This is a genomic window from Faecalibacterium prausnitzii, assembly GCF_003287405.1.
GTDB classification, from domain to species: domain Bacteria; phylum Bacillota; class Clostridia; order Oscillospirales; family Ruminococcaceae; genus Faecalibacterium; species Faecalibacterium intestinale.
The window spans coordinates 48,762-65,331 of sequence record NZ_PRLD01000002.1; the positions used below are offsets into that span (position 1 = coordinate 48,762).

A 16,570-nucleotide genomic window follows, 5' to 3' on the forward strand; every position below is an offset into this window, starting at 1 on the left:
AGTATAGCACAAAACCGCACCGCGCGGGAGCTTTTTGCGCAAAAAAGAGAAACGGCTGCTTTTCGTGATGCCGTCTCTCGTAAAAATGCGATCGTCACGGCTCGTAAGCCGTGACGATCGCATAATTTATAATGTTCTTCCGCTGCTTATGCCCGGAGCAGCGCGGAGGACATTTTAAATCGTCCCGCTGCAAAAAAGCTGCCGCACAAGCTGTGCAGCAGCCTTAGCGATGCCGGGCTTATTCCTCGATGCGGATGGCGCTTACCGGGCAGCTCTGGGCTGCGGTGACGGCCTGCGGCACCTCCTCCGGCGGGATGGGGCCGGGCTCTGCCACAGCCAGAACTCCCTCCATGCGGAACACAGCGGGGCACAGCCCGGCGCACTGGGTACAGCCGATGCACAGCTCAGGGTCTACGAATGCATTCATGCAAACACCTCCTTTGCGGAAAGCATTGCCCGTTTTGCCGCAAATTATGCCTATGCAAGCGGTTTGCGGTGTGGTACAATAAGACCGCCGGGAACCGGCAGGAGGAGATAAGATGAATATCCAGATCTTTGGCACGAGCAAGTGCTTTGATACCAAAAAGGCGCAGCGCTATTTCAAGGAGCGCGGCATCAAGTTTCAGATGATCGACCTGAAGGAAAAGGGCATGAGCCGGGGCGAGTTTGATAACGTGGCGCGTGCCTTGGGCGGCTGGGAAGCGCTGGTTGACCCGGCAGCAAAGGACAAGCAGACCCTTGCGCTGCTGGACGCGCTGGTGGACTGGCAGAAGGAGGACAAGCTGTTTGAAAACCAGCAGCTGTTCAAGACCCCCATCGTGCGCAACGGACGCAAGGCCACCGTGGGCTACCAGCCCGAGATATGGAAGGACTGGGAATAAAAAGCCTGCTTTCACAAAAAAACCACCGGTATAGGTTTTGCACTCTGCGGCCGGATGTGGTATACTGTTAGGCAGACAAAAAACTTTGGGAGACTCAGACCAATGAAAAATACGATCACCCCGGAAGAACACGCCCGGATCAAGCGCCGCCGCTGGCGGCAGACCTTGGGTCTGCTGATCACGGTGCTGGTGCTCATCGGGTTTATCACGGTGCTGCGGGCCGGTGTGGGCCTTGTGGCAAACCTCTTTGACGATACTGCACAAAAACAGGAATACGAGGACAAGCTGGAGGGTCTGGTATTGTTCGACCCCATGCCCTTTGACGGCATTGAGAACATCGACGACCTGACCCTGCGGGAAGCAGCCGTATGGGGCTGTGTGTACAGCATTCAGGAGACACAGGGCGGTTTTGACAACTATAACACCGACCCCGAGACCGAGCAGCTGCTGCTGCCCTCGGTGGAGGTGGACGCCTATCTGGCAAAGCTGCTGGGCCCCGGCTTTAAGCTGACCCACCGCAGCTTTGACATGGAGGATATGACCGTCGAGTTTGACGAGACCACCCAGTGCTACAAGATCCCCATCACCGGTACGGTGGGCTACTACCGCGCCACCGTGGTCAAGCTGTTCAAGCGCAGCGGCAAGCTGCACGTTACCGTGGGCTATATCCCCACCGCCAGCGCGGACGACAGCATCATCAACCCCTCCTCGGACACCCCCACCAAGTATATGGATTACCTGTTCGAGCGCCAGAGCGGCAGCTGGTATCTGACCGGCCTGACCGAGAGCGAGACCAAGCCCGAAAGCGCCGCAAGTTCCGCTGCTGCGCAGCCGGAGCCTATGGCGGAAAGCGATGTGCAGGACGCCATTCTGGCCACTGCCGGAGATTCCGCTGCGGCAGATTCGGCTGCTGTCTCGGCTGTGCAGCCGGAAGCACAGGCAGAAGCGGGTGCAGACAGCGCCGTGGCAGAAGCCCCCGCCGCTGAGGATGCCGCCAGCACCGCAGCGTAAAATGTAAATGGAAACACCCGACTGTGAGTTTGCTTTCACAGTCGGGTGTTTTTGGTATAATAGAAATCGTTGTAAAGAGTAACGGGTTCGCCCTCTCAGTCAAAGCCTAGCAGCTTTGACAGCTCCCCCAAAGTGGGAGCCCTTGGCAGTCCACGCAAAGTTCATCTCTTTGCCAAGGCCTCTCCCTTTGGGAGAGGTGGCACGGCGTAAGCCGTGACGGAGAGGGCGAGGTTGCTGACCGCGTATGAGAAGGTGCTTTATAGTAGTTGGTGTTATTTCAAGTCAAACCTTACCACTACCAGCCGATACCACAGGTAGGGAACCATGTTCCATATCATCCACAGTTCCATCAGGATATAATTGGGCAGGTCTTTCAGGCGGAAGGGGCGCTTGCCCAGCTTGCCCGCTTTGAGCAGGGCAAAGGCCTCGTGCATTCCCTTGTCCCAAGCCTCGCCAAAGCCCTGCTTGTGGAACTTGTAGCACTTGAGCAGATAGCCCAGCGCCAGCGGGATAAAGTTGAGCACCAGCATCAGCAGCGGCTCGTTTTTGAGCGGCAGCAGAATGCTGTTGCGGCCGCTCTGCTGGCTTTTAAAGGCGTTGTATTTGACAGCGCCGGTGCTGGCACCGCAGATATGGTAGCACTTGGCGGCGGGGCAGAGCACATTTTTGTAGCCGGCATTGTTGGCGCGCCAGCTCAGGTCTACGTCCTCAAAGTAGGCAAAAAAGTTTTCGTCAAAGCCGCCGATCTCGTCCAGAATGCTTTTGCGGTACAGCGCTGCGCCGCCGCAGGCCGAGAAGATACGCTTTTGCTTGGTGTAGCGGCTGACGCGGCGGCCATCGCCGGTCTTGCAGGCAAAGCCCATCCATGTTACATAGTCCCCGGCATCATCGGCCAGTTTCCGCTCAAAGTGACGGATCATCAGGCTTTGCACCGCAAAGATCTTCGGGTCGGCATCGGCGGTGCGCAAAAGCTCGGTCAGCCACTGCGGCTCGGCAAAGGCGTCGTTGTTGAACAGCACCACATATTTGCTCTGCGTCCGGGCAATGCCCTGATTCACTGCGTAGGAAAAGCCGGTATTGCGTCCGTTTTCAATCAGGGTAAAGTTGGGACGGGTGCAGTAGCTGCGGGCTTGTTCCAGACTTTCGTCGGTGGAACCGTTGTCCACCACGATCAGGTCAAAATCCTGCTCGGTCTGGGCGTAGATGGACTCGATGGAGTCCTTCAGCCAGCCCTTGCCGTTGATATTGGGGATAACGATGGTTGCTTTGCTCATAAGTTTTTCTCCTGCGGATGTACAGATCCAAGGGGTATTATAGCATAACCCCCCGCAAAAAGAAACGGGCAAATGCTGCGCCCGGGGAAGCTTGCCCTTTGCTCAGCAGAAGCGGATGCGGTACTCCCGGGGGGTGCAGTGCTTGATCTCCCGGAAGGTCTTGATAAAGTAGCTTGCGTCCGAAAAACCGCATTCCAGCCCCACCTCGCCGGTCTTGAGCCGGGTGGAGCGCAGCAGCTCGGCGGCTTTTTCCACCCGGAACTGCTTGACGTACTGGATGGGCGTGATGCCCAGAAACTGCCGGAAACTGCGCAGACAGGCACTTTCGCTCAGGGCTACGCATCCGGCCAGCTTTTCCACGGTCAGTTCCTCGGCGTAGTGCTCCTCTACATAGCGCAGCATCTGTTTCATCCGCTCCGAGGCGATCTGTTCCTGCTCCGATACCTTCACCTTGCCGCTGACGCATTGGGTAATGAGCAGCCGCAGGGCGGCGGTAAGGTGGTACCGCACCCGGTTCTCGTAGTCAAAGGGCTCGTCCGCCACGCCTTTCCACGCCTCCCGCAGGCAGAGCAGCACCTGCCGCTGCCATGGCACGGCCTCGTCCAGCAAAAAGAAGGGCGGCGTGCCCGGCTGCAAAAGCGGGCGGATGAGTTTTTGCCAGAACACGGTGTCCATGCCGCCGACAAGCCTGGGCTGAAATACACCGGAGTGCAGCAGCGCCCTGCCCTCGGCAGGCTCTACCGCGTGCAGCGCACCGGAGTTGATAAACACGCCCTGCCCGGTCTGCAGAGTCAGGCGGGTCTTGTTCACATCCACATGAATGGGTCCCAGCGCCGCCAGAATAAACTCAAATTCCTCGTGCCAGTGCCACGCCACCGAGTAGCAGGAAAGATCTTCGGCGTAGCAGGCAATGGGGAACAACGGGCTGCCGTGCTGGGTCTGCTCCCGCCCGGCGGCATCGGCCACCACGGCAGTAGCACTGGAAAGCCCCACCCGGCCGCTGGTATAAGAGGCACAGCTTGTCTGATATGCCATATTCACCAATTCCTTTCCGCAATACTTTGAATGTTTTTTGTCAATGCCGATTTTGTTGCATATACTATGCGGTTTTGTTCTATGATTCAAGATTGTTTTGTGGTATTATCCTATCAGAGCTTCCAAGCTCAGTATAGCACCAAGGCAGCGGGAACGCAAGCTGTGCAAGCATTCCCATGCCGGGCAAAACCGCTATCCTCCCGCCGTCTGACGGAGTTACAGCCGGACGGCAAGTGTAATATAAACCATTTTATCAAGGAGGTATTCCTATGCTTCGTATCGAGTATTTTGATAAGGAACGTTTCATGCGCCAGCTTTCTGCCAGCCACGGCAGCGTGCTGCTGCATCTGGACAACGGCAAGACCTGCGACCTGAAGCAGGACGCTACCGCACGCTCCATGCTGCAGATGATGGACACTGCCCCCAAAAAGGGCTTTGACCTCACCGTGACCGACCCCGCCGACGTGACCGGCTTCCTGCGCTATATGCTGGAGGCAGGCCGAACCGAGCGCGTGGCCGGCTGAGTAATGCCAATCTCTTATCCCAATAAGTGTCACAACTAAGGCAAAGCGCCCGCTCCGGTCAAAGCCGGGGCGGGCGCTTTGCCTGTTTTACCGGAAAGCTTGCGCAGGCGGGCGGTCTGTGGTAAGCTGAAAGCAGAAAAAACAAGATGGAGGGAACGACTATGAACCTGAAGGAAGCATTCCGCTACCAGAACAAGCTCCAGTCCCTGCTGGACGAGGCGCAGGGCATTCTGGATTGCGATGCCAACGTGACCAAGGTGGCCAACACCTATCTGCGCCATAAGGTGATGCCCGAGGCTGAGGACGAGACCGTTATGGACGTAGCACAGACCGAATATGCGGAGCAGATCACCGACATTGCCCGGTTCATGCTCTATCTGCTGGAGGAAAAAAGCCGCCTGTTTGCCGCCATCCGCAAGGCAAAGGATGCACTGGACATGGATATGGACAGCGAGGTCAGCCTGAATGCCGCGCGCCAGAGCATCGCCCGCACCTTCAAGCGGATGAACGACCTGCGCAGCTCCGAGCAGCTGCTCTCCGGCGGGGGCACCGGCTACCGCTTCAACGCCGAGGGCAACCAGATCTCCTACTGCTGCGATGTGAAGCGGGTGACCACCATCAACTACGACCGCAAGGTCATCCATGCCGCGCTGAGCAAGCTGAACCGGCAGGCAGACGAGACCTCCAACCGGCTGGACCTCTGCCTTGTGACCTCCAAGGTGGACTACACTGTCCCCTTTGATGTAAATGCCAGCTTTGCCGAAGCCTTTGAGATCTATCTGGAAAACGCCAAAAACTAAATGAACGTTCCACCGGCTATTTTGGGTGCGGCAAGCGCCGGGCGCGCGGCTGCCGGTTCAGGTGCAGATGAACTATAACGCTGCACATTTCCGCAAGGAAGCTTCGGTACGGCTCACCTTACGAGCCAGCTATTATGAAAAAATCTTGCGTTCGGCTTTTCCGCCACCGCCAGACGCTTTTTCGCCGAAACCGTCCCTTGCTCCTTCCCGCATTCCTGCTTTTGTGCTTACGTCTCCATGGGCAGGCAGGCAAGCCACCCTTCATGAATTTGCCCGCAGACTGCTGCGGGCACACACTTTCTGCGTGCCGGGTGGGCGCTCTGCGCCCCTTTGCACGCGGAGTAAAATGGCAGCCGCCCCTGCGCTTGCCGTATCCAAAATAGCCGGTGAAAAAACCAAAACCGAAGGGACGTACTATGAAAAAGTGCAACCTGTTTTATCTCGGTGGACTGCTGTTTTATCTTGCTGCGGCGCTGAACTTTATCACTGGCGAGGGTCACTCCACGGCGGTGGTGTGGCTCTGCCTTGGCTCCAGCTTTTTGTGTCTGGGGTATTCGCAGCAGAAAAAATAAAGCAGCAGACTAGCCCCGGCGGGAAAAGCTGCCGGGGCTGCAATTCTTTGCGGGGCTCGTTCGTATTCCAGACAGAACGACTGAATTTCGACAAAAACGAGGTATGATCATGTCAACCAAAACGATCTATTCCACTGCCGCGACCCGCTTTGACCTGAGCGCTGCGGCACTTCATATCCTTGCCATGGCGCTGATGCTGATGGACCACCTGTGGGCGACCCTGCTGCCTGCGCAGGAATGGCTGACCTGCGCGGGGCGGGTGGCGTTTCCCATCTTTGCCTTTATGGCGGTGGAGGGCTACTTCCACACCCACGACCTGAAAAAATACACCTTGCGTCTGCTGCTGTTTGCCCTGCTTTCAGAGATCCCCTTCGACCTGATGTACGGCGGCACATGGTTCTACCCGGTGCACCAGAACGTCATCTGGACGTTGCTTTTGGGCATTCTGGGCGTCCATTTGATGGAAACCGTGCGCAAAAAGCAGAAAACATGGATGTACCTGCTGGTATCCGCCCTTGTGGTGGCGGCAGGCGCAGTGCTGGGCACGCTGGGCATGGTGGACTACTACGGCACCGGTGTGCTGACCGTGTTCATCTTTTACTTCTTCCATGGGCGCAAGTGGTGGTGCCTGCTGGGGCAGCTGGCGGCGCTGTACTGGGTCAACGTGGAACTGCTGGGCGGGCTTATGTACCCCATCCAGCTCTTCGGTATGGACTTTGAGCTTTGCCAGCAGGGGCTGGCGCTGCTGGCACTGGTGCCTATCTGGCTGTACCGCGGGCGGCAGGGCTACCACAGCAAGCCGTTCCAGTATGCCTGCTACGCCTTTTACCCTGTGCATATGCTGCTGTTGGTTCTGGTGCTGAACTTCGTGAACCGATAAGATATTAGGAAACGGGTCAGAAACCCCCACAGGTGTTTCTGACCCGTTTTTTAGTCTTTTGCCGGGGGTGCTTTCCTATAAACGCAAAGCATGGTATACTGAAGGCGGAAAACAAAAGCTTGGAGGAGCAACAATGACAAACAAGAAGCTGAACTACCCCGCAATCGCCAAGGAGACGGCTATCCTGACCGGAGCTATCGCTATCATTGCGGCGGCGGTCTATTTTTTTCTGGCACCCAGCCATACATCCGTCAGCAGTATTTCCGGCCTTGGCATCGTGCTTTCTAATTTTGTGCCGCTGCCGCTTTCGGTCATTACTATGGTGCTGAATACCGTGCTGCTCATCATCGGTTTTTTCACCTGCGGCAGGGAGTTTGGCGCAAAAACCGTGTATACCAGCGTGATGCTGCCGGTATTTCTGGGGCTTTTTGAGCGGCTGTTCCCGGATTTTGGCTCCATGACAGGCAGTCAGGAACTGGATGTGCTGTGTTATATTCTGGTGGTCAGCGTGGGTCTGAGCATCCTGTTCAACCGCAACGCATCCTCAGGCGGGCTGGATATCGTGGCAAAGATCATGAATAAGTATCTGCACATGGAACTGGGCAAGGCTATGTCCCTTTCGGGCATGTGCGTGGCACTTTCCGCTGCCCTTGTCTACGATAAAAAGACCGTGGTGCTGAGCATTCTTGGTACCTACTTCAATGGCATGGTGCTGGATCATTTCATCTTCGATAACAGCATCAAGCGCCGGGTGTGCATCATTACCGAGAAGGAAGAGGCGCTGCGGCAGTTCATCATCAACGACCTGCACAGTGGTGCCACCATGTACGAGGCTATCGGTGCATACAACTTTGAAAAGCACAACGAGATCATTACCATCGTGGACAAAAACGAGTATCAGAAGCTGATGAACTTCATCAACCGCGAGGACCCCAAGGCCTTTGTCACGATTTATAATGTATCCAGTATGCACTATCAGCCCAAGCGCTGAGCGGCACAGGGAAAGGATGCAAAAGCCGTGACCGGGGCTTTTCCGCAGCGGAAAACCGTGGTAAAATAAGAAAAAACGGAAAGGGAACGACAGCCATGGACATCAGACTGGTTTGCAGCGACATTGACGGTACGCTGCTGCAATACGGTAAAAAGGAACTGGAGGGCGAGATATTCGACCAGATCCGGGCGCTGCATCAGCGGAGGATCTGGTTCTGCCCGGCCTCCGGGCGGCAGTATACCAGCCTGCGCAAGCTCTTTGCACCGGTGGCGGACTGCTGCGTGTTTATCTGTGAAAACGGCGGCACTATTTTTCAGGAAGAACAGTGCATCGCCAAAAATCCCATGCCCCGGGCGCTGGCAGAGGAAATTGCCAACGATATGTGGACGCGCAGCGAGGGGCGGGGCGAGGTGATGCTCTCCGGCCAGAACACTGCCTACCTGATGGAGCGCGGCCTTGGGATGCTGCAGCGGGTGCAGTTTGTGGGCAACCACTACCAGATCATCCATAGCCCCGCCGAGGTGCCGGAGGACATCACCAAGGTGTCGGTGTACCTGCACGAGGGCGTGGAGAACTATGTGGAGCGCTTTGTGCCCCGCTGGAAACAGGCTAACTGCGCCGTGGCGGGCCCGTTCTGGATCGATACCACCTTTGCCAACAAGGGCATCGGGGTGCAGTGCGTGTGCAGCACCCTTGGCATCGACCCTGCACAGGTGATGGCCTTTGGCGATAACTACAATGACGAGACCATGCTGGACGTGGTGGGCGTGCCTTACATCATGGACAACGCCGCCGCCCCGCTGCGGGCAAAATACAAAAACCACACCCCCCGCCCGGAGGATGTGCTGGCGCAGCTGCTGGCACAGCAGCCGTAAAGGGGGAGAACCCATGGACCGCAAGGGCTTGGAACAGCTCATTTTTGATACTTACAGCGTAGAGCCGGACTATCCGTGGATGGACACCCCGGAGTCGGCGGTGTTCCGTCATGCGGCAAACCGCAAGTGGTTTGCGCTGGTCACCACCGTGCCCAGAAGCAAGCTGGGTCTGCCCGGACAGCAGCCGGTGGATATCGTGAACCTGAAATGTGACCCCATCCTCATCGGTTCTCTGCGGGCAGAGCCGGGCTTTTACCCGGCCTACCACATGAATAAGGAAAATTGGATCACCGCCGCGCTGGACGGCAGCGCCCCGGAGGATAAGCTCCGTCTGGTGCTGGACATGAGCTACAACGCCACCGCACCCAAGCTGCGCAAAAAGAAAGCTTGACCGCAGCAAAATAAGGGCGGGCGCTGCAATTGCTGCCCGCTCTCATTCGTATTCAGGGTAAAGGGACTGCATTTTGCAAAAGGAGGAAGCTATGGCTATTTTTGAAAAGACCATCCGCAACCAGAACTTTGATACCCTGCTCCGCAAGCTGGAACTCGCCATCCCGGACAGCAGCTGGTCGGCAGAGCTGGAAGCCGGCAGCGATTTCAAGGAGGGCAGCGCCCGGTGCAGCGTGCGGGTGTTTGAGCGGTACAGCATGGTGGGCGGCAACCGTCTCAGCCTGACACTGACCTTGTTCCAGAACGGGGACGAGCCCATCCGGCTGTCGGCCATTGCAGCGGGCGGCAGTCAGGCGGTGTTCTTTAAAATGAACACCCTCGGCGAGGACGCTTTTCTGGAGGATGTAAAGCAGCTGCTGGAGGAAATTTTGGAGGGCTAAAATGTTTTATAGTGGGTTTGACGCGCTGTTCAGCATCCTGTTCCCGCTGGTGTTTCTGGTGGTGCTGGGCATGATCCTGTTTACCGTGGTGAGCAACCTGCGCAGATGGAGCAAAAATAATGCGTCCCCGCGCCTTACCGTCCCGGCTACTGTGGTGGCCAAGCGGATGAACGTTTCCCGCCATCATACGGACAATACGATGTCGCATACGTTCACTACCTATTATGCCACCTTTCAGGTAGAAAGCGGTGACCGCATGGAACTTGAAGTAGATGGTTCGGACTACGGAATGCTTGTAGAAGGCGACACCGGAAAGCTGAGCTTTCAGGGCACGCGGTATCTGGGGTTTGAACGGAAGAACGGGTGACCGATATGCAGCAAAAGCATTCAAGTGTGCCGGAAATCGTGGGCAGAAGCCTGTTTTATACGTTGACGAACTATCTGCTTATCAGCATGGAGCTGTCCTTCCGTGCGCAGTGGCTCTCGGTCTTGTTCTCGGCGGCGCTTGTATGGTGCAACATGGAGTATTGGAACGCCGTTTACAGGCTGACCGGCAAAAAGCTTGCCGCATGGGCCTTGTGGGGCGTCTGCATTGCTGCAAGCACAGGTGTTGCGTATTTTGCGGGGTATATCCAAGGAACGCTTGTTCCACTTGTGGTATGATAAACGCGCTGCTGCGCAGTATTTTTGAAGAAATCGCAGAAGCTGTGACAAAAGTATTATTCTTTTGTGAATTTTAGCACTCTACACTTGACAGTGCTAAAAAATCGTGTTATAACAGTGGCGTGCTCAGGAGGAAGGGCAAAAGGAGAGCCGCAAGGCTCCCCGAAAAGCCCTTTGCAAAGAGCTTCAAAATGTAATTTTATACCCGACCCGAACGCCGGGATTGGAGGTATGTTTTATGTTTATGCCGACTGTTTTTCATGAGAACCTGTTCGATGATCTCTTTGATCCGTTCTGGAACGAGGGTGCACTGGAGCGTGTGATGAACCGCGAAGCCCGCGACACCTTTGGTAAGCGCGGCGCAAACATGATGAAGACCGATGTCAAGCAGACGGACAACGGCTACGAAGTAGACGTTGATCTGCCGGGCTGCAAGAAGGAGGACGTTCAGATGGATCTGAACGACGGCTACCTGACCATTCAGGCAGTGCGCAGCCACTCTAACGATGAAAAGGACAACAAGGGCCGTTATGTGCGGCGCGAGACCTTCTCCGGCAGCTGCGCCCGCAGCTTCTATGTGGGCGAAGTGAAGAAGGAGGATATCCACGCAAAGTTCGAGGATGGTGTCCTGCACATCCAGCTGCCCGCTCCTCAGCAGACGAAGGCTCTGCCTGAGAACCCGAACCTGATCGAGATCGAGTAAATGCCGGCCGTGTGCGCCAAGGCATAACGTATATAGGATGCCCCCGGAGAGCTGCAACAAGCCCTCCGGGGGCATTTTTTGTGTGCAGGCTTTCGATGACGGAGAGGGGAGAAAGTACCTGTTTTTGCCAGAAAACTTTATTTTTCTACCATTTCGTGGTATCCTTATAAGGCGCACGCAATACAGGCCTGCGGCTGCACTGGCAGCGGCTGCGGACTGCGTGCGGCAAAAAAAGAACGTATAGAAGAGAAAAGGGGGATAAAAGTCATGGGCGAATTTGCCTTTCAGACTTTACGGGAAAGTATCACCTCTGCCATCAGGAGCAAGATCCTTACCGGGGAGCTGCAGCCGGGCGCAAAGCTGGCTGAGCAGCGGCTTGCCGAGGAGTTCGGCTCCAGCCGGGCACCCATCCGGGAAGCGCTGCGGCAGTTGGAACAGGAGGGCATGGTCGAGTATTCGCGCAATGTGGGGTGCTCTGTGCGCCGGGTGAAACCGGAGGACGCCTACGAGATCTATCTGCTGCGGGCAAATCTGGAAATGACGGCGCTGCGCTATTTTGACTGCAAATTCCAGGAGGAGGATCTGCGCACCCTGCGCGGGATACTGGAGGAGATGCGCAATGTCCGGCCGGGGGATCTTTCGCAGATCGTGGAGAATGACAACCGCTTCCACGCGGTCATCGTGCAGCGGGCAGGGCTGCCCAGACTGCTGAAATTCTGGGACGACCTGAACTACGGCAACCTGCTCGTTGGGGCGAGCAGCGGCTCTAACCACGAGACGCTGGCGCAGCGGCAGAACGGCATCCACACCAAGCTGTACGAGGCGCTGGCAAGCGGCGACACCGAGGCTGCCTGCCGCGCCGTCTACGCCCACTACATGGAGCCTATGGAGCGGATGCGCAGCGCGAACAGCGCTGGACAGGCAGCAGACGGCACGGCAAAATAAGGGGAATTTGGCTGAACGTCTAAATTTTGACCAATCATTTTATGGAAATTGCAGATTGTCTACAATCTGCAATTATGCTATACTGTCAAAGTGACTGGTCGAGAGTTGCTGTATTTTTGGTAAAAATTGCAAAATGTATGCGGAACCTCGGCCTTCTTACAGGAACTTCCGCCCTGTGTGGAGAAGAAAGAGAGGAATTATCCGTATGTCTAACAAAGAAAAAGCTACAAAGATCTCGTGGCTTACCCTTGCCTTCATGGCCTTTTCTACGGTCTGGGGCTTCGGCAACATTACCAACGGCTTTGTGTACTTTAACGGTCCGCAGGTCATCTTCAGCTGGATCTTCATGTTTGCCCTTTACTTTATCCCCTATGCGCTGATGGTGGGCGAGCTGGGCTCAGCCTTTAAAAACGAGGGCGGCGGTGTCAGTTCATGGCTGCACCAGACCACCAACGCCAAGCTGGCTTACTACGCCGGCTGGACCTACTGGGCGTGCCACATCACCTACATCGCCAGCAAGGGCAGCGGCTTTTTGAAGGCGCTGAGCTGGGCGGTTTTCCGCAACGCGGAGACCTACGATTCCTTCCCCACCCGCTACATCCAGCTGGCTACCTTCTGCATCCTGCTGCTGGGCTGCTACATTGCAAGCCTGGGTCTGAACCCCCTGAAAAAGCTGCTGACTGCCGCAGGCACCTGTACCTTCGTCATGTCCCTGCTGTACATCGTGATGATGTTCGCTGCCCCGGCCATCAACCCCACCGCAGAGTACGTCCACGCCAACCTGAGCTTCAGCAGCATGATCCCCAACTTTAACGTCACCTACTTCACGTCTCTGTCCATTCTGGTGTTCGCCGTGGGCGGCTGCGAAAAGATCTCTCCCTACGTCAATAAGGTCGAGAACCCCAGCAAGGGCTTCCCCCGCGGCATGATCACGCTGGCCGTCATGGTGGTCGCCTGCGCCATTCTGGGCACGCTGGCCATGAGCCGTATGTTCGACCCCGCCATCATCAACGCCAGCGCCGAAAGCTTCAACGCCTATGTCGCCAACAGTTCCTACTGGGCTTTCCAGAAGCTGGGTCAGTACTACCATGTGGGCGATCTGTTCATGATCATCTACGCCCTGTGCAACGTCATCAGCCAGCTCGCCGTGCTGATTTTGAGCATCGACGCACCCCTGCGTATGCTGCTGGATAACGAGCACACCAAGCAGTTCATCCCGCAGGCTCTGCACAAGGTCAACGCCCACGGCGTGCACAGCAACGGCATCAAGATGGTGGCTGTGCTGTCCGGCTCCATCATTCTGGCACAGTCCTTCGTGCCCGGTGCTGCCGCCGTTCTGCGCCAGCTGACCAAGCTGAACTCTGTGTGTATGCCCATGCGCTACCTGTGGGTGTTTGCCGCCTACATTGCCCTGCGCAATGCCTACGATACCATCCCCGCCGAGTACCGCTTTGTCAAAAATCAGGCCGTGGCCAAGTTCTTCGGCGGCTGGTGCTTTGCCGTTACCGCCGTGTGCTGCGTGCTGGGTATGTATGATAAGGACCCCTTCACCTTTGCACTGAACGTCATCACCCCCGTGGTACTGACTGTGCTGGGATTCATTCTGCCCGCCCTTGCAAAGCGCGAACAGACCGCTGCCAAAAAGTAACCTGAATATGCTTATAGCAATTCAACTTTTTAATGCAACGGCAACAGCGTTGAATTGCATATCGCAAATATGCTGTTTGAATGTTGCACTAATTTCTTGACTTGCGATAAAAAGGGCCGGTCAGCACTGACCGGCTCTTTTCAGATACACCTTAGGAGGTTTATTTTTATGATCGCATCCGAAGTCCGTGAAATGCTGTCCTTCATCGACGGCAACCCCACCGCATACCACACCACCGCCGCTGTGCGGGATATCCTGCTGAAGGCAGGCTTTGCAGAGCTGCTGGAAAGCCGCAAGTGGGCGCTGGAACCCGGCAAGGACTACTTTGTCTGCCGCAACGGTTCCAGCATCATCGCCTTCCGCATGGGCGACCAGCTGGAGAATTACAGCTTCAACGTTGCCGCCGCCCATACGGATTCTCCCTGCTTCCGCATCAAGGAGAACGCCGAGATCCACATGGGGCAGAACTACACCAAGCTGAACACCGAGGGCTACGGCGGCATGATCTGCGCCACATGGATGGATCGTCCGCTGTCTGTGGCGGGCCGTGTGCTGGTGCAGGAGAACGGCGCTATCGTATCCCGTCTGGTGGCACTGGACCGCGACCTGCTGATGATCCCCAGCGTTGCCATCCACATGAACCGCGAGGTCAACGATAAGGCTTCCTTCAACAAGCAGGTGGATATGCTGCCCGTGCTGGGCGGTGCCTGCGAGGAGGGCGCGCTGAAAAAGCTGATCGCAGAGGAGCTGCAGGTGTCTGAGGAGCAGATCCTTGGCAGCGATCTGTTCCTCTATGTGCGGGAAAAAGCCACCGTCTGGGGCTGCAACGAGGAGTTCATCTCCTGCGGCCGTCTGGACGATCAGCAGTGCGTTTACGGCATCCTGAAAGGTCTGCTGACTGCCAAGAACGCCCGCTCCATCGGTGTGGCAGCCTTCTTTGATAACGAGGAGGTCGGCTCCGGCACCAAGCAGGGCGCAGCCTCCACCTTCCTGTACGATGTGCTGCACCGCATTGCCCAGAGCCTTGGCGGCAGCGACGAGGACTTCCACCGCGCGGTGGCTTCCAGCTTTATGGTCAGCGCCGACAACGCCCACGCCGTGCACCCCAACCACCCGGAGCACACCGATGTGAACAACTGCACCTACATGAACAAGGGTGTGGTCATCAAGACCCACGCCGGTCAGAAGTACACCAGCGACGGCATGAGCGTTGCAGCCGCCCGGGAGCTGGCTGCCCGCGCCGGTGTGCCGCTGCAATACTTTGCAAACCGTTCCGATAAGGTAGGCGGCAGCACGCTGGGCAATCTGGCGATGGCACAGGTGTCCATGAATTGTGTGGACATCGGCCTGCCCCAGCTGGCCATGCACTCCTGCTACGAGACCGCCGGTGCAGAGGATACCCTCTCGCTCATCAAGCTGATGCAGGAGCTGTACAGCAGCCACTTTGAAGAGACTGCTTTCGGCACGCTTTCTATCAGCAAGTAAATTGATATAAAAAGGACTGCCGTGCGCTGCACGGCAGTCCTTTTTGCATTTATGACTCTTTATTTGCGGCGGGTGAGACAGTTCAGCGCCATCACGACCAGCACAAGAAAACCGATGACCAGCAGGATACCGGTCATGCCGATGAGCATCATGGGCAGGGTGGTCATCCAGGAAGAAAGATGAAGCATAAAGGCACCTCCGTTAAGCCATCAGGGAAAGGATCAGTCCGCCGGCAAGGACGGATGCGATCTGTCCGGAAACGTTGACGCTGATGGAGTACATCAGCAGGAAATTCTGGCTGTCCTCGGCCAGACCCATCTTGTTGACCACGCGTCCGCTCATGGGGAAGGCCGAAATGCCTGCCGCGCCGATCATGGGGTTCAGCTTTTTGCCCTCGGGCAGGAACAGGTTCAGCAGCTTGGCGAACAGCACGCCGCCAGCGGTATCAAAGATAAAGGCTACAAGACCCAGCGCCATGATGAGCAAAGTGTCCGGCCGGACGAACTTGTCGGCGGTCATCTGCCCGGCAACGGTCAGACCCAGCAGCAGGGTGATGAGGTTTGCCAGTACGTTCTGGGCGGTCTCGCTCAGGGAGTTCAGCACGCCGCATTCCCGCAGCAGGTTGCCGAACATCAAAAAGCCTACCAGCGCCACGCTGGCCGGGGCTACCAGACCGGCGACCACCGTGACCACAACAGGGAACAGGATCTTGGTCAGCTGGGTGACATTGCCTTTTTCGTAGGGCATACGGATGCGGCGCTCCTTCTGGGTGGTCAGCAGACGGATGACCGGCGGCTGCACGATGGGCACCAGCGCCATGTAGCTGTAAGCTGCCACCATAATAGCGCCCAGATACTGGGATTTCAGGGTGTTTGCCACAAAAATGGCGGTGGGGCCATCCGCTGCGCCGATGACCGCAATGGATGCGGCATCCTTCATATCAAAGAAGAACCCGGCCAGAAACAGGGTGAAAAAGATGCCGAACTGTGCCGCTGCGCCAAACAGCATGAGCCACGGCTTTTCCAGCAGCGGGCCAAAATCGATCATGGCACCGATGCCGATGAACAGCAGCAGCGGGAACAGCTCGTTGGACATCCCTGCTTCAAACAGGGCAGAGATAGGGCCGACGGTGTCCCCCTGCGTGATGGCACCGGATGCGGGAAGATTGACCAGAATGGCACCGAACCCCATGGGCAGCAGCAGACTGGGCTCCATCTTTTTGACGATGGCAAGGTAGATGAGCAGGGCACCGATGCCCCACATGACCACCATCTGCCATGTCAGCGCCCCGAAGTTTGAAAAGAGCGCGGCGAATGTGTTCCAGAAATTCATATTGTTTTTCTGCCTCCTTTTGTTCTGATGCTGCGGCAAGAAAAAAAGACCCTTGCCACAGCGTAAGATCTGTGACAAAAGTCTCAAGCGAACACATGACATCGGGCATTGCTGCCGTGAT

At 56.6% G+C, this 16,570-nt stretch carries 21 protein-coding genes; 16 read left to right on the forward strand and 5 right to left on the reverse strand.

What is annotated here, in order from left to right; all coding sequences use genetic code 11:
- Positions 1-238: 238 nt before the first annotated feature.
- The gene (locus C4N24_RS02615; protein WP_005925145.1) at positions 239-427 is read right to left on the reverse strand and encodes a ferredoxin; all 189 of its coding nucleotides are present in this window, start codon (positions 425-427) and stop codon (positions 239-241) included.
- A gap of 112 nt (positions 428-539) precedes the next feature.
- Here C4N24_RS02615 and C4N24_RS02620 point away from each other — a divergent pair, with 112 nt between their 5' ends.
- Together C4N24_RS02620 and C4N24_RS02625 are read left to right on the forward strand one after the other, a co-directional pair.
- Positions 540-881, forward strand: a complete 342-nt coding sequence (locus tag C4N24_RS02620; RefSeq protein WP_112090209.1) for an arsenate reductase family protein — start codon at positions 540-542, stop codon at positions 879-881.
- A gap of 102 nt (positions 882-983) precedes the next feature.
- Positions 984-1,892 (forward strand): Ice-structuring protein, encoded by a 909-nt coding sequence (locus C4N24_RS02625; protein WP_112090210.1) that lies wholly within the window; start codon positions 984-986, stop codon positions 1,890-1,892.
- Between the two features lie 272 nt (positions 1,893-2,164).
- On the opposite strand, the gene C4N24_RS02630 is transcribed toward C4N24_RS02625, so the two are convergent.
- Both C4N24_RS02630 and C4N24_RS02635 read right to left on the reverse strand, forming a co-directional pair.
- Positions 2,165-3,166: a glycosyltransferase family 2 protein gene (locus C4N24_RS02630; RefSeq protein WP_112090211.1), complete on the reverse strand. Its 1,002-nt coding sequence runs from the start codon at positions 3,164-3,166 to the stop codon at positions 2,165-2,167.
- 102 nt (positions 3,167-3,268) lie between these two features.
- Entirely contained in the window at positions 3,269-4,201 is a 933-nt protein-coding gene (locus tag C4N24_RS02635) for an AraC family transcriptional regulator (RefSeq protein ID WP_097782423.1), read from the reverse strand.
- Between the two features lie 269 nt (positions 4,202-4,470).
- Between C4N24_RS02635 and C4N24_RS02640 the strand changes: the two genes are divergently transcribed.
- The 14 genes from C4N24_RS02640 (at position 4,471) to C4N24_RS02700 (ending at position 15,117) form a co-directional block, all read left to right on the forward strand.
- Complete coding sequence (locus tag C4N24_RS02640; RefSeq protein ID WP_097782422.1) at positions 4,471-4,725, forward strand: hypothetical protein; 255 nt, start codon at positions 4,471-4,473, stop codon at positions 4,723-4,725.
- A gap of 161 nt (positions 4,726-4,886) precedes the next feature.
- Positions 4,887-5,525, forward strand: a complete 639-nt coding sequence (locus C4N24_RS02645; protein WP_097782421.1) for a hypothetical protein — start codon at positions 4,887-4,889, stop codon at positions 5,523-5,525.
- Positions 5,526-5,941: 416 nt separating this feature from the next.
- Positions 5,942-6,097 (forward strand): hypothetical protein, encoded by a 156-nt coding sequence (locus C4N24_RS15280; RefSeq protein WP_181573037.1) that lies wholly within the window; start codon positions 5,942-5,944, stop codon positions 6,095-6,097.
- A 109-nt stretch (positions 6,098-6,206) separates the two neighbouring features.
- On the forward strand, positions 6,207-6,977 hold the full coding sequence (locus C4N24_RS02650) for a TraX family protein (protein WP_112090212.1): 771 nt from the start codon (positions 6,207-6,209) through the stop codon (positions 6,975-6,977).
- Positions 6,978-7,110: 133 nt separating this feature from the next.
- Positions 7,111-7,968, forward strand: a complete 858-nt coding sequence (locus C4N24_RS02655) for a YitT family protein (RefSeq protein ID WP_112090213.1) — start codon at positions 7,111-7,113, stop codon at positions 7,966-7,968.
- A gap of 95 nt (positions 7,969-8,063) precedes the next feature.
- On the forward strand, positions 8,064-8,843 hold the full coding sequence (locus C4N24_RS02660) for an HAD hydrolase family protein (RefSeq protein WP_112090214.1): 780 nt from the start codon (positions 8,064-8,066) through the stop codon (positions 8,841-8,843).
- 13 nt (positions 8,844-8,856) lie between these two features.
- On the forward strand, positions 8,857-9,234 hold the full coding sequence (locus C4N24_RS02665; RefSeq protein ID WP_112090215.1) for an MmcQ/YjbR family DNA-binding protein: 378 nt from the start codon (positions 8,857-8,859) through the stop codon (positions 9,232-9,234).
- 91 nt (positions 9,235-9,325) lie between these two features.
- Complete coding sequence (locus C4N24_RS02670) at positions 9,326-9,673, forward strand: DUF6054 family protein (RefSeq protein ID WP_112090216.1); 348 nt, start codon at positions 9,326-9,328, stop codon at positions 9,671-9,673.
- Between the two features lies 1 nt (position 9,674).
- Positions 9,675-10,040: a DUF2500 domain-containing protein gene (locus C4N24_RS02675; RefSeq protein ID WP_112090217.1), complete on the forward strand. Its 366-nt coding sequence runs from the start codon at positions 9,675-9,677 to the stop codon at positions 10,038-10,040.
- Between the two features lie 5 nt (positions 10,041-10,045).
- Positions 10,046-10,336: a hypothetical protein gene (locus C4N24_RS02680; protein WP_146746787.1), complete on the forward strand. Its 291-nt coding sequence runs from the start codon at positions 10,046-10,048 to the stop codon at positions 10,334-10,336.
- A gap of 238 nt (positions 10,337-10,574) precedes the next feature.
- A complete protein-coding gene (locus C4N24_RS02685; protein WP_112090219.1) occupies positions 10,575-11,039 on the forward strand; it encodes an Hsp20/alpha crystallin family protein in 465 nt (154 codons plus the stop codon).
- A gap of 267 nt (positions 11,040-11,306) precedes the next feature.
- Entirely contained in the window at positions 11,307-11,984 is a 678-nt protein-coding gene (locus C4N24_RS02690) for a GntR family transcriptional regulator (protein ID WP_112090220.1), read from the forward strand.
- Positions 11,985-12,189: 205 nt separating this feature from the next.
- Positions 12,190-13,632, forward strand: a complete 1,443-nt coding sequence (locus C4N24_RS02695) for an APC family permease (RefSeq protein WP_112090221.1) — start codon at positions 12,190-12,192, stop codon at positions 13,630-13,632.
- A gap of 168 nt (positions 13,633-13,800) precedes the next feature.
- On the forward strand, positions 13,801-15,117 hold the full coding sequence (locus tag C4N24_RS02700; protein WP_055185406.1) for a M18 family aminopeptidase: 1,317 nt from the start codon (positions 13,801-13,803) through the stop codon (positions 15,115-15,117).
- 59 nt (positions 15,118-15,176) lie between these two features.
- On the opposite strand, the gene C4N24_RS02705 is transcribed toward C4N24_RS02700, so the two are convergent.
- Both C4N24_RS02705 and C4N24_RS02710 read right to left on the reverse strand, forming a co-directional pair.
- Complete coding sequence (locus tag C4N24_RS02705) at positions 15,177-15,305, reverse strand: hypothetical protein (RefSeq protein ID WP_015538181.1); 129 nt, start codon at positions 15,303-15,305, stop codon at positions 15,177-15,179.
- Positions 15,306-15,318: 13 nt separating this feature from the next.
- Positions 15,319-16,449, reverse strand: coding sequence for a sodium ion-translocating decarboxylase subunit beta (locus tag C4N24_RS02710; RefSeq protein ID WP_112090222.1), 1,131 nt, complete (start codon positions 16,447-16,449; stop codon positions 15,319-15,321).
- Between the last annotated feature and the right edge of the window lie 121 nt (positions 16,450-16,570).

Coding starts and splice junctions, on each gene's coding strand:
- C4N24_RS02615 (WP_005925145.1), bottom strand. CDS start 427: ATGAATGCATTCGTAGACCCTGAGCTGTGCATCGGCTGTACCCAGTGC.
- C4N24_RS02620 (WP_112090209.1), top strand. CDS start 540: ATGAATATCCAGATCTTTGGCACGAGCAAGTGCTTTGATACCAAAAAG.
- C4N24_RS02625 (WP_112090210.1), top strand. CDS start 984: ATGAAAAATACGATCACCCCGGAAGAACACGCCCGGATCAAGCGCCGC.
- C4N24_RS02630 (WP_112090211.1), bottom strand. CDS start 3,166: ATGAGCAAAGCAACCATCGTTATCCCCAATATCAACGGCAAGGGCTGG.
- C4N24_RS02635 (WP_097782423.1), bottom strand. CDS start 4,201: ATGGCATATCAGACAAGCTGTGCCTCTTATACCAGCGGCCGGGTGGGG.
- C4N24_RS02640 (WP_097782422.1), top strand. CDS start 4,471: ATGCTTCGTATCGAGTATTTTGATAAGGAACGTTTCATGCGCCAGCTT.
- C4N24_RS02645 (WP_097782421.1), top strand. CDS start 4,887: ATGAACCTGAAGGAAGCATTCCGCTACCAGAACAAGCTCCAGTCCCTG.
- C4N24_RS15280 (WP_181573037.1), top strand. CDS start 5,942: ATGAAAAAGTGCAACCTGTTTTATCTCGGTGGACTGCTGTTTTATCTT.
- C4N24_RS02650 (WP_112090212.1), top strand. CDS start 6,207: ATGTCAACCAAAACGATCTATTCCACTGCCGCGACCCGCTTTGACCTG.
- C4N24_RS02655 (WP_112090213.1), top strand. CDS start 7,111: ATGACAAACAAGAAGCTGAACTACCCCGCAATCGCCAAGGAGACGGCT.
- C4N24_RS02660 (WP_112090214.1), top strand. CDS start 8,064: ATGGACATCAGACTGGTTTGCAGCGACATTGACGGTACGCTGCTGCAA.
- C4N24_RS02665 (WP_112090215.1), top strand. CDS start 8,857: ATGGACCGCAAGGGCTTGGAACAGCTCATTTTTGATACTTACAGCGTA.
- C4N24_RS02670 (WP_112090216.1), top strand. CDS start 9,326: ATGGCTATTTTTGAAAAGACCATCCGCAACCAGAACTTTGATACCCTG.
- C4N24_RS02675 (WP_112090217.1), top strand. CDS start 9,675: ATGTTTTATAGTGGGTTTGACGCGCTGTTCAGCATCCTGTTCCCGCTG.
- C4N24_RS02680 (WP_146746787.1), top strand. CDS start 10,046: ATGCAGCAAAAGCATTCAAGTGTGCCGGAAATCGTGGGCAGAAGCCTG.
- C4N24_RS02685 (WP_112090219.1), top strand. CDS start 10,575: ATGTTTATGCCGACTGTTTTTCATGAGAACCTGTTCGATGATCTCTTT.
- C4N24_RS02690 (WP_112090220.1), top strand. CDS start 11,307: ATGGGCGAATTTGCCTTTCAGACTTTACGGGAAAGTATCACCTCTGCC.
- C4N24_RS02695 (WP_112090221.1), top strand. CDS start 12,190: ATGTCTAACAAAGAAAAAGCTACAAAGATCTCGTGGCTTACCCTTGCC.
- C4N24_RS02700 (WP_055185406.1), top strand. CDS start 13,801: ATGATCGCATCCGAAGTCCGTGAAATGCTGTCCTTCATCGACGGCAAC.
- C4N24_RS02705 (WP_015538181.1), bottom strand. CDS start 15,305: ATGCTTCATCTTTCTTCCTGGATGACCACCCTGCCCATGATGCTCATC.
- C4N24_RS02710 (WP_112090222.1), bottom strand. CDS start 16,449: ATGAATTTCTGGAACACATTCGCCGCGCTCTTTTCAAACTTCGGGGCG.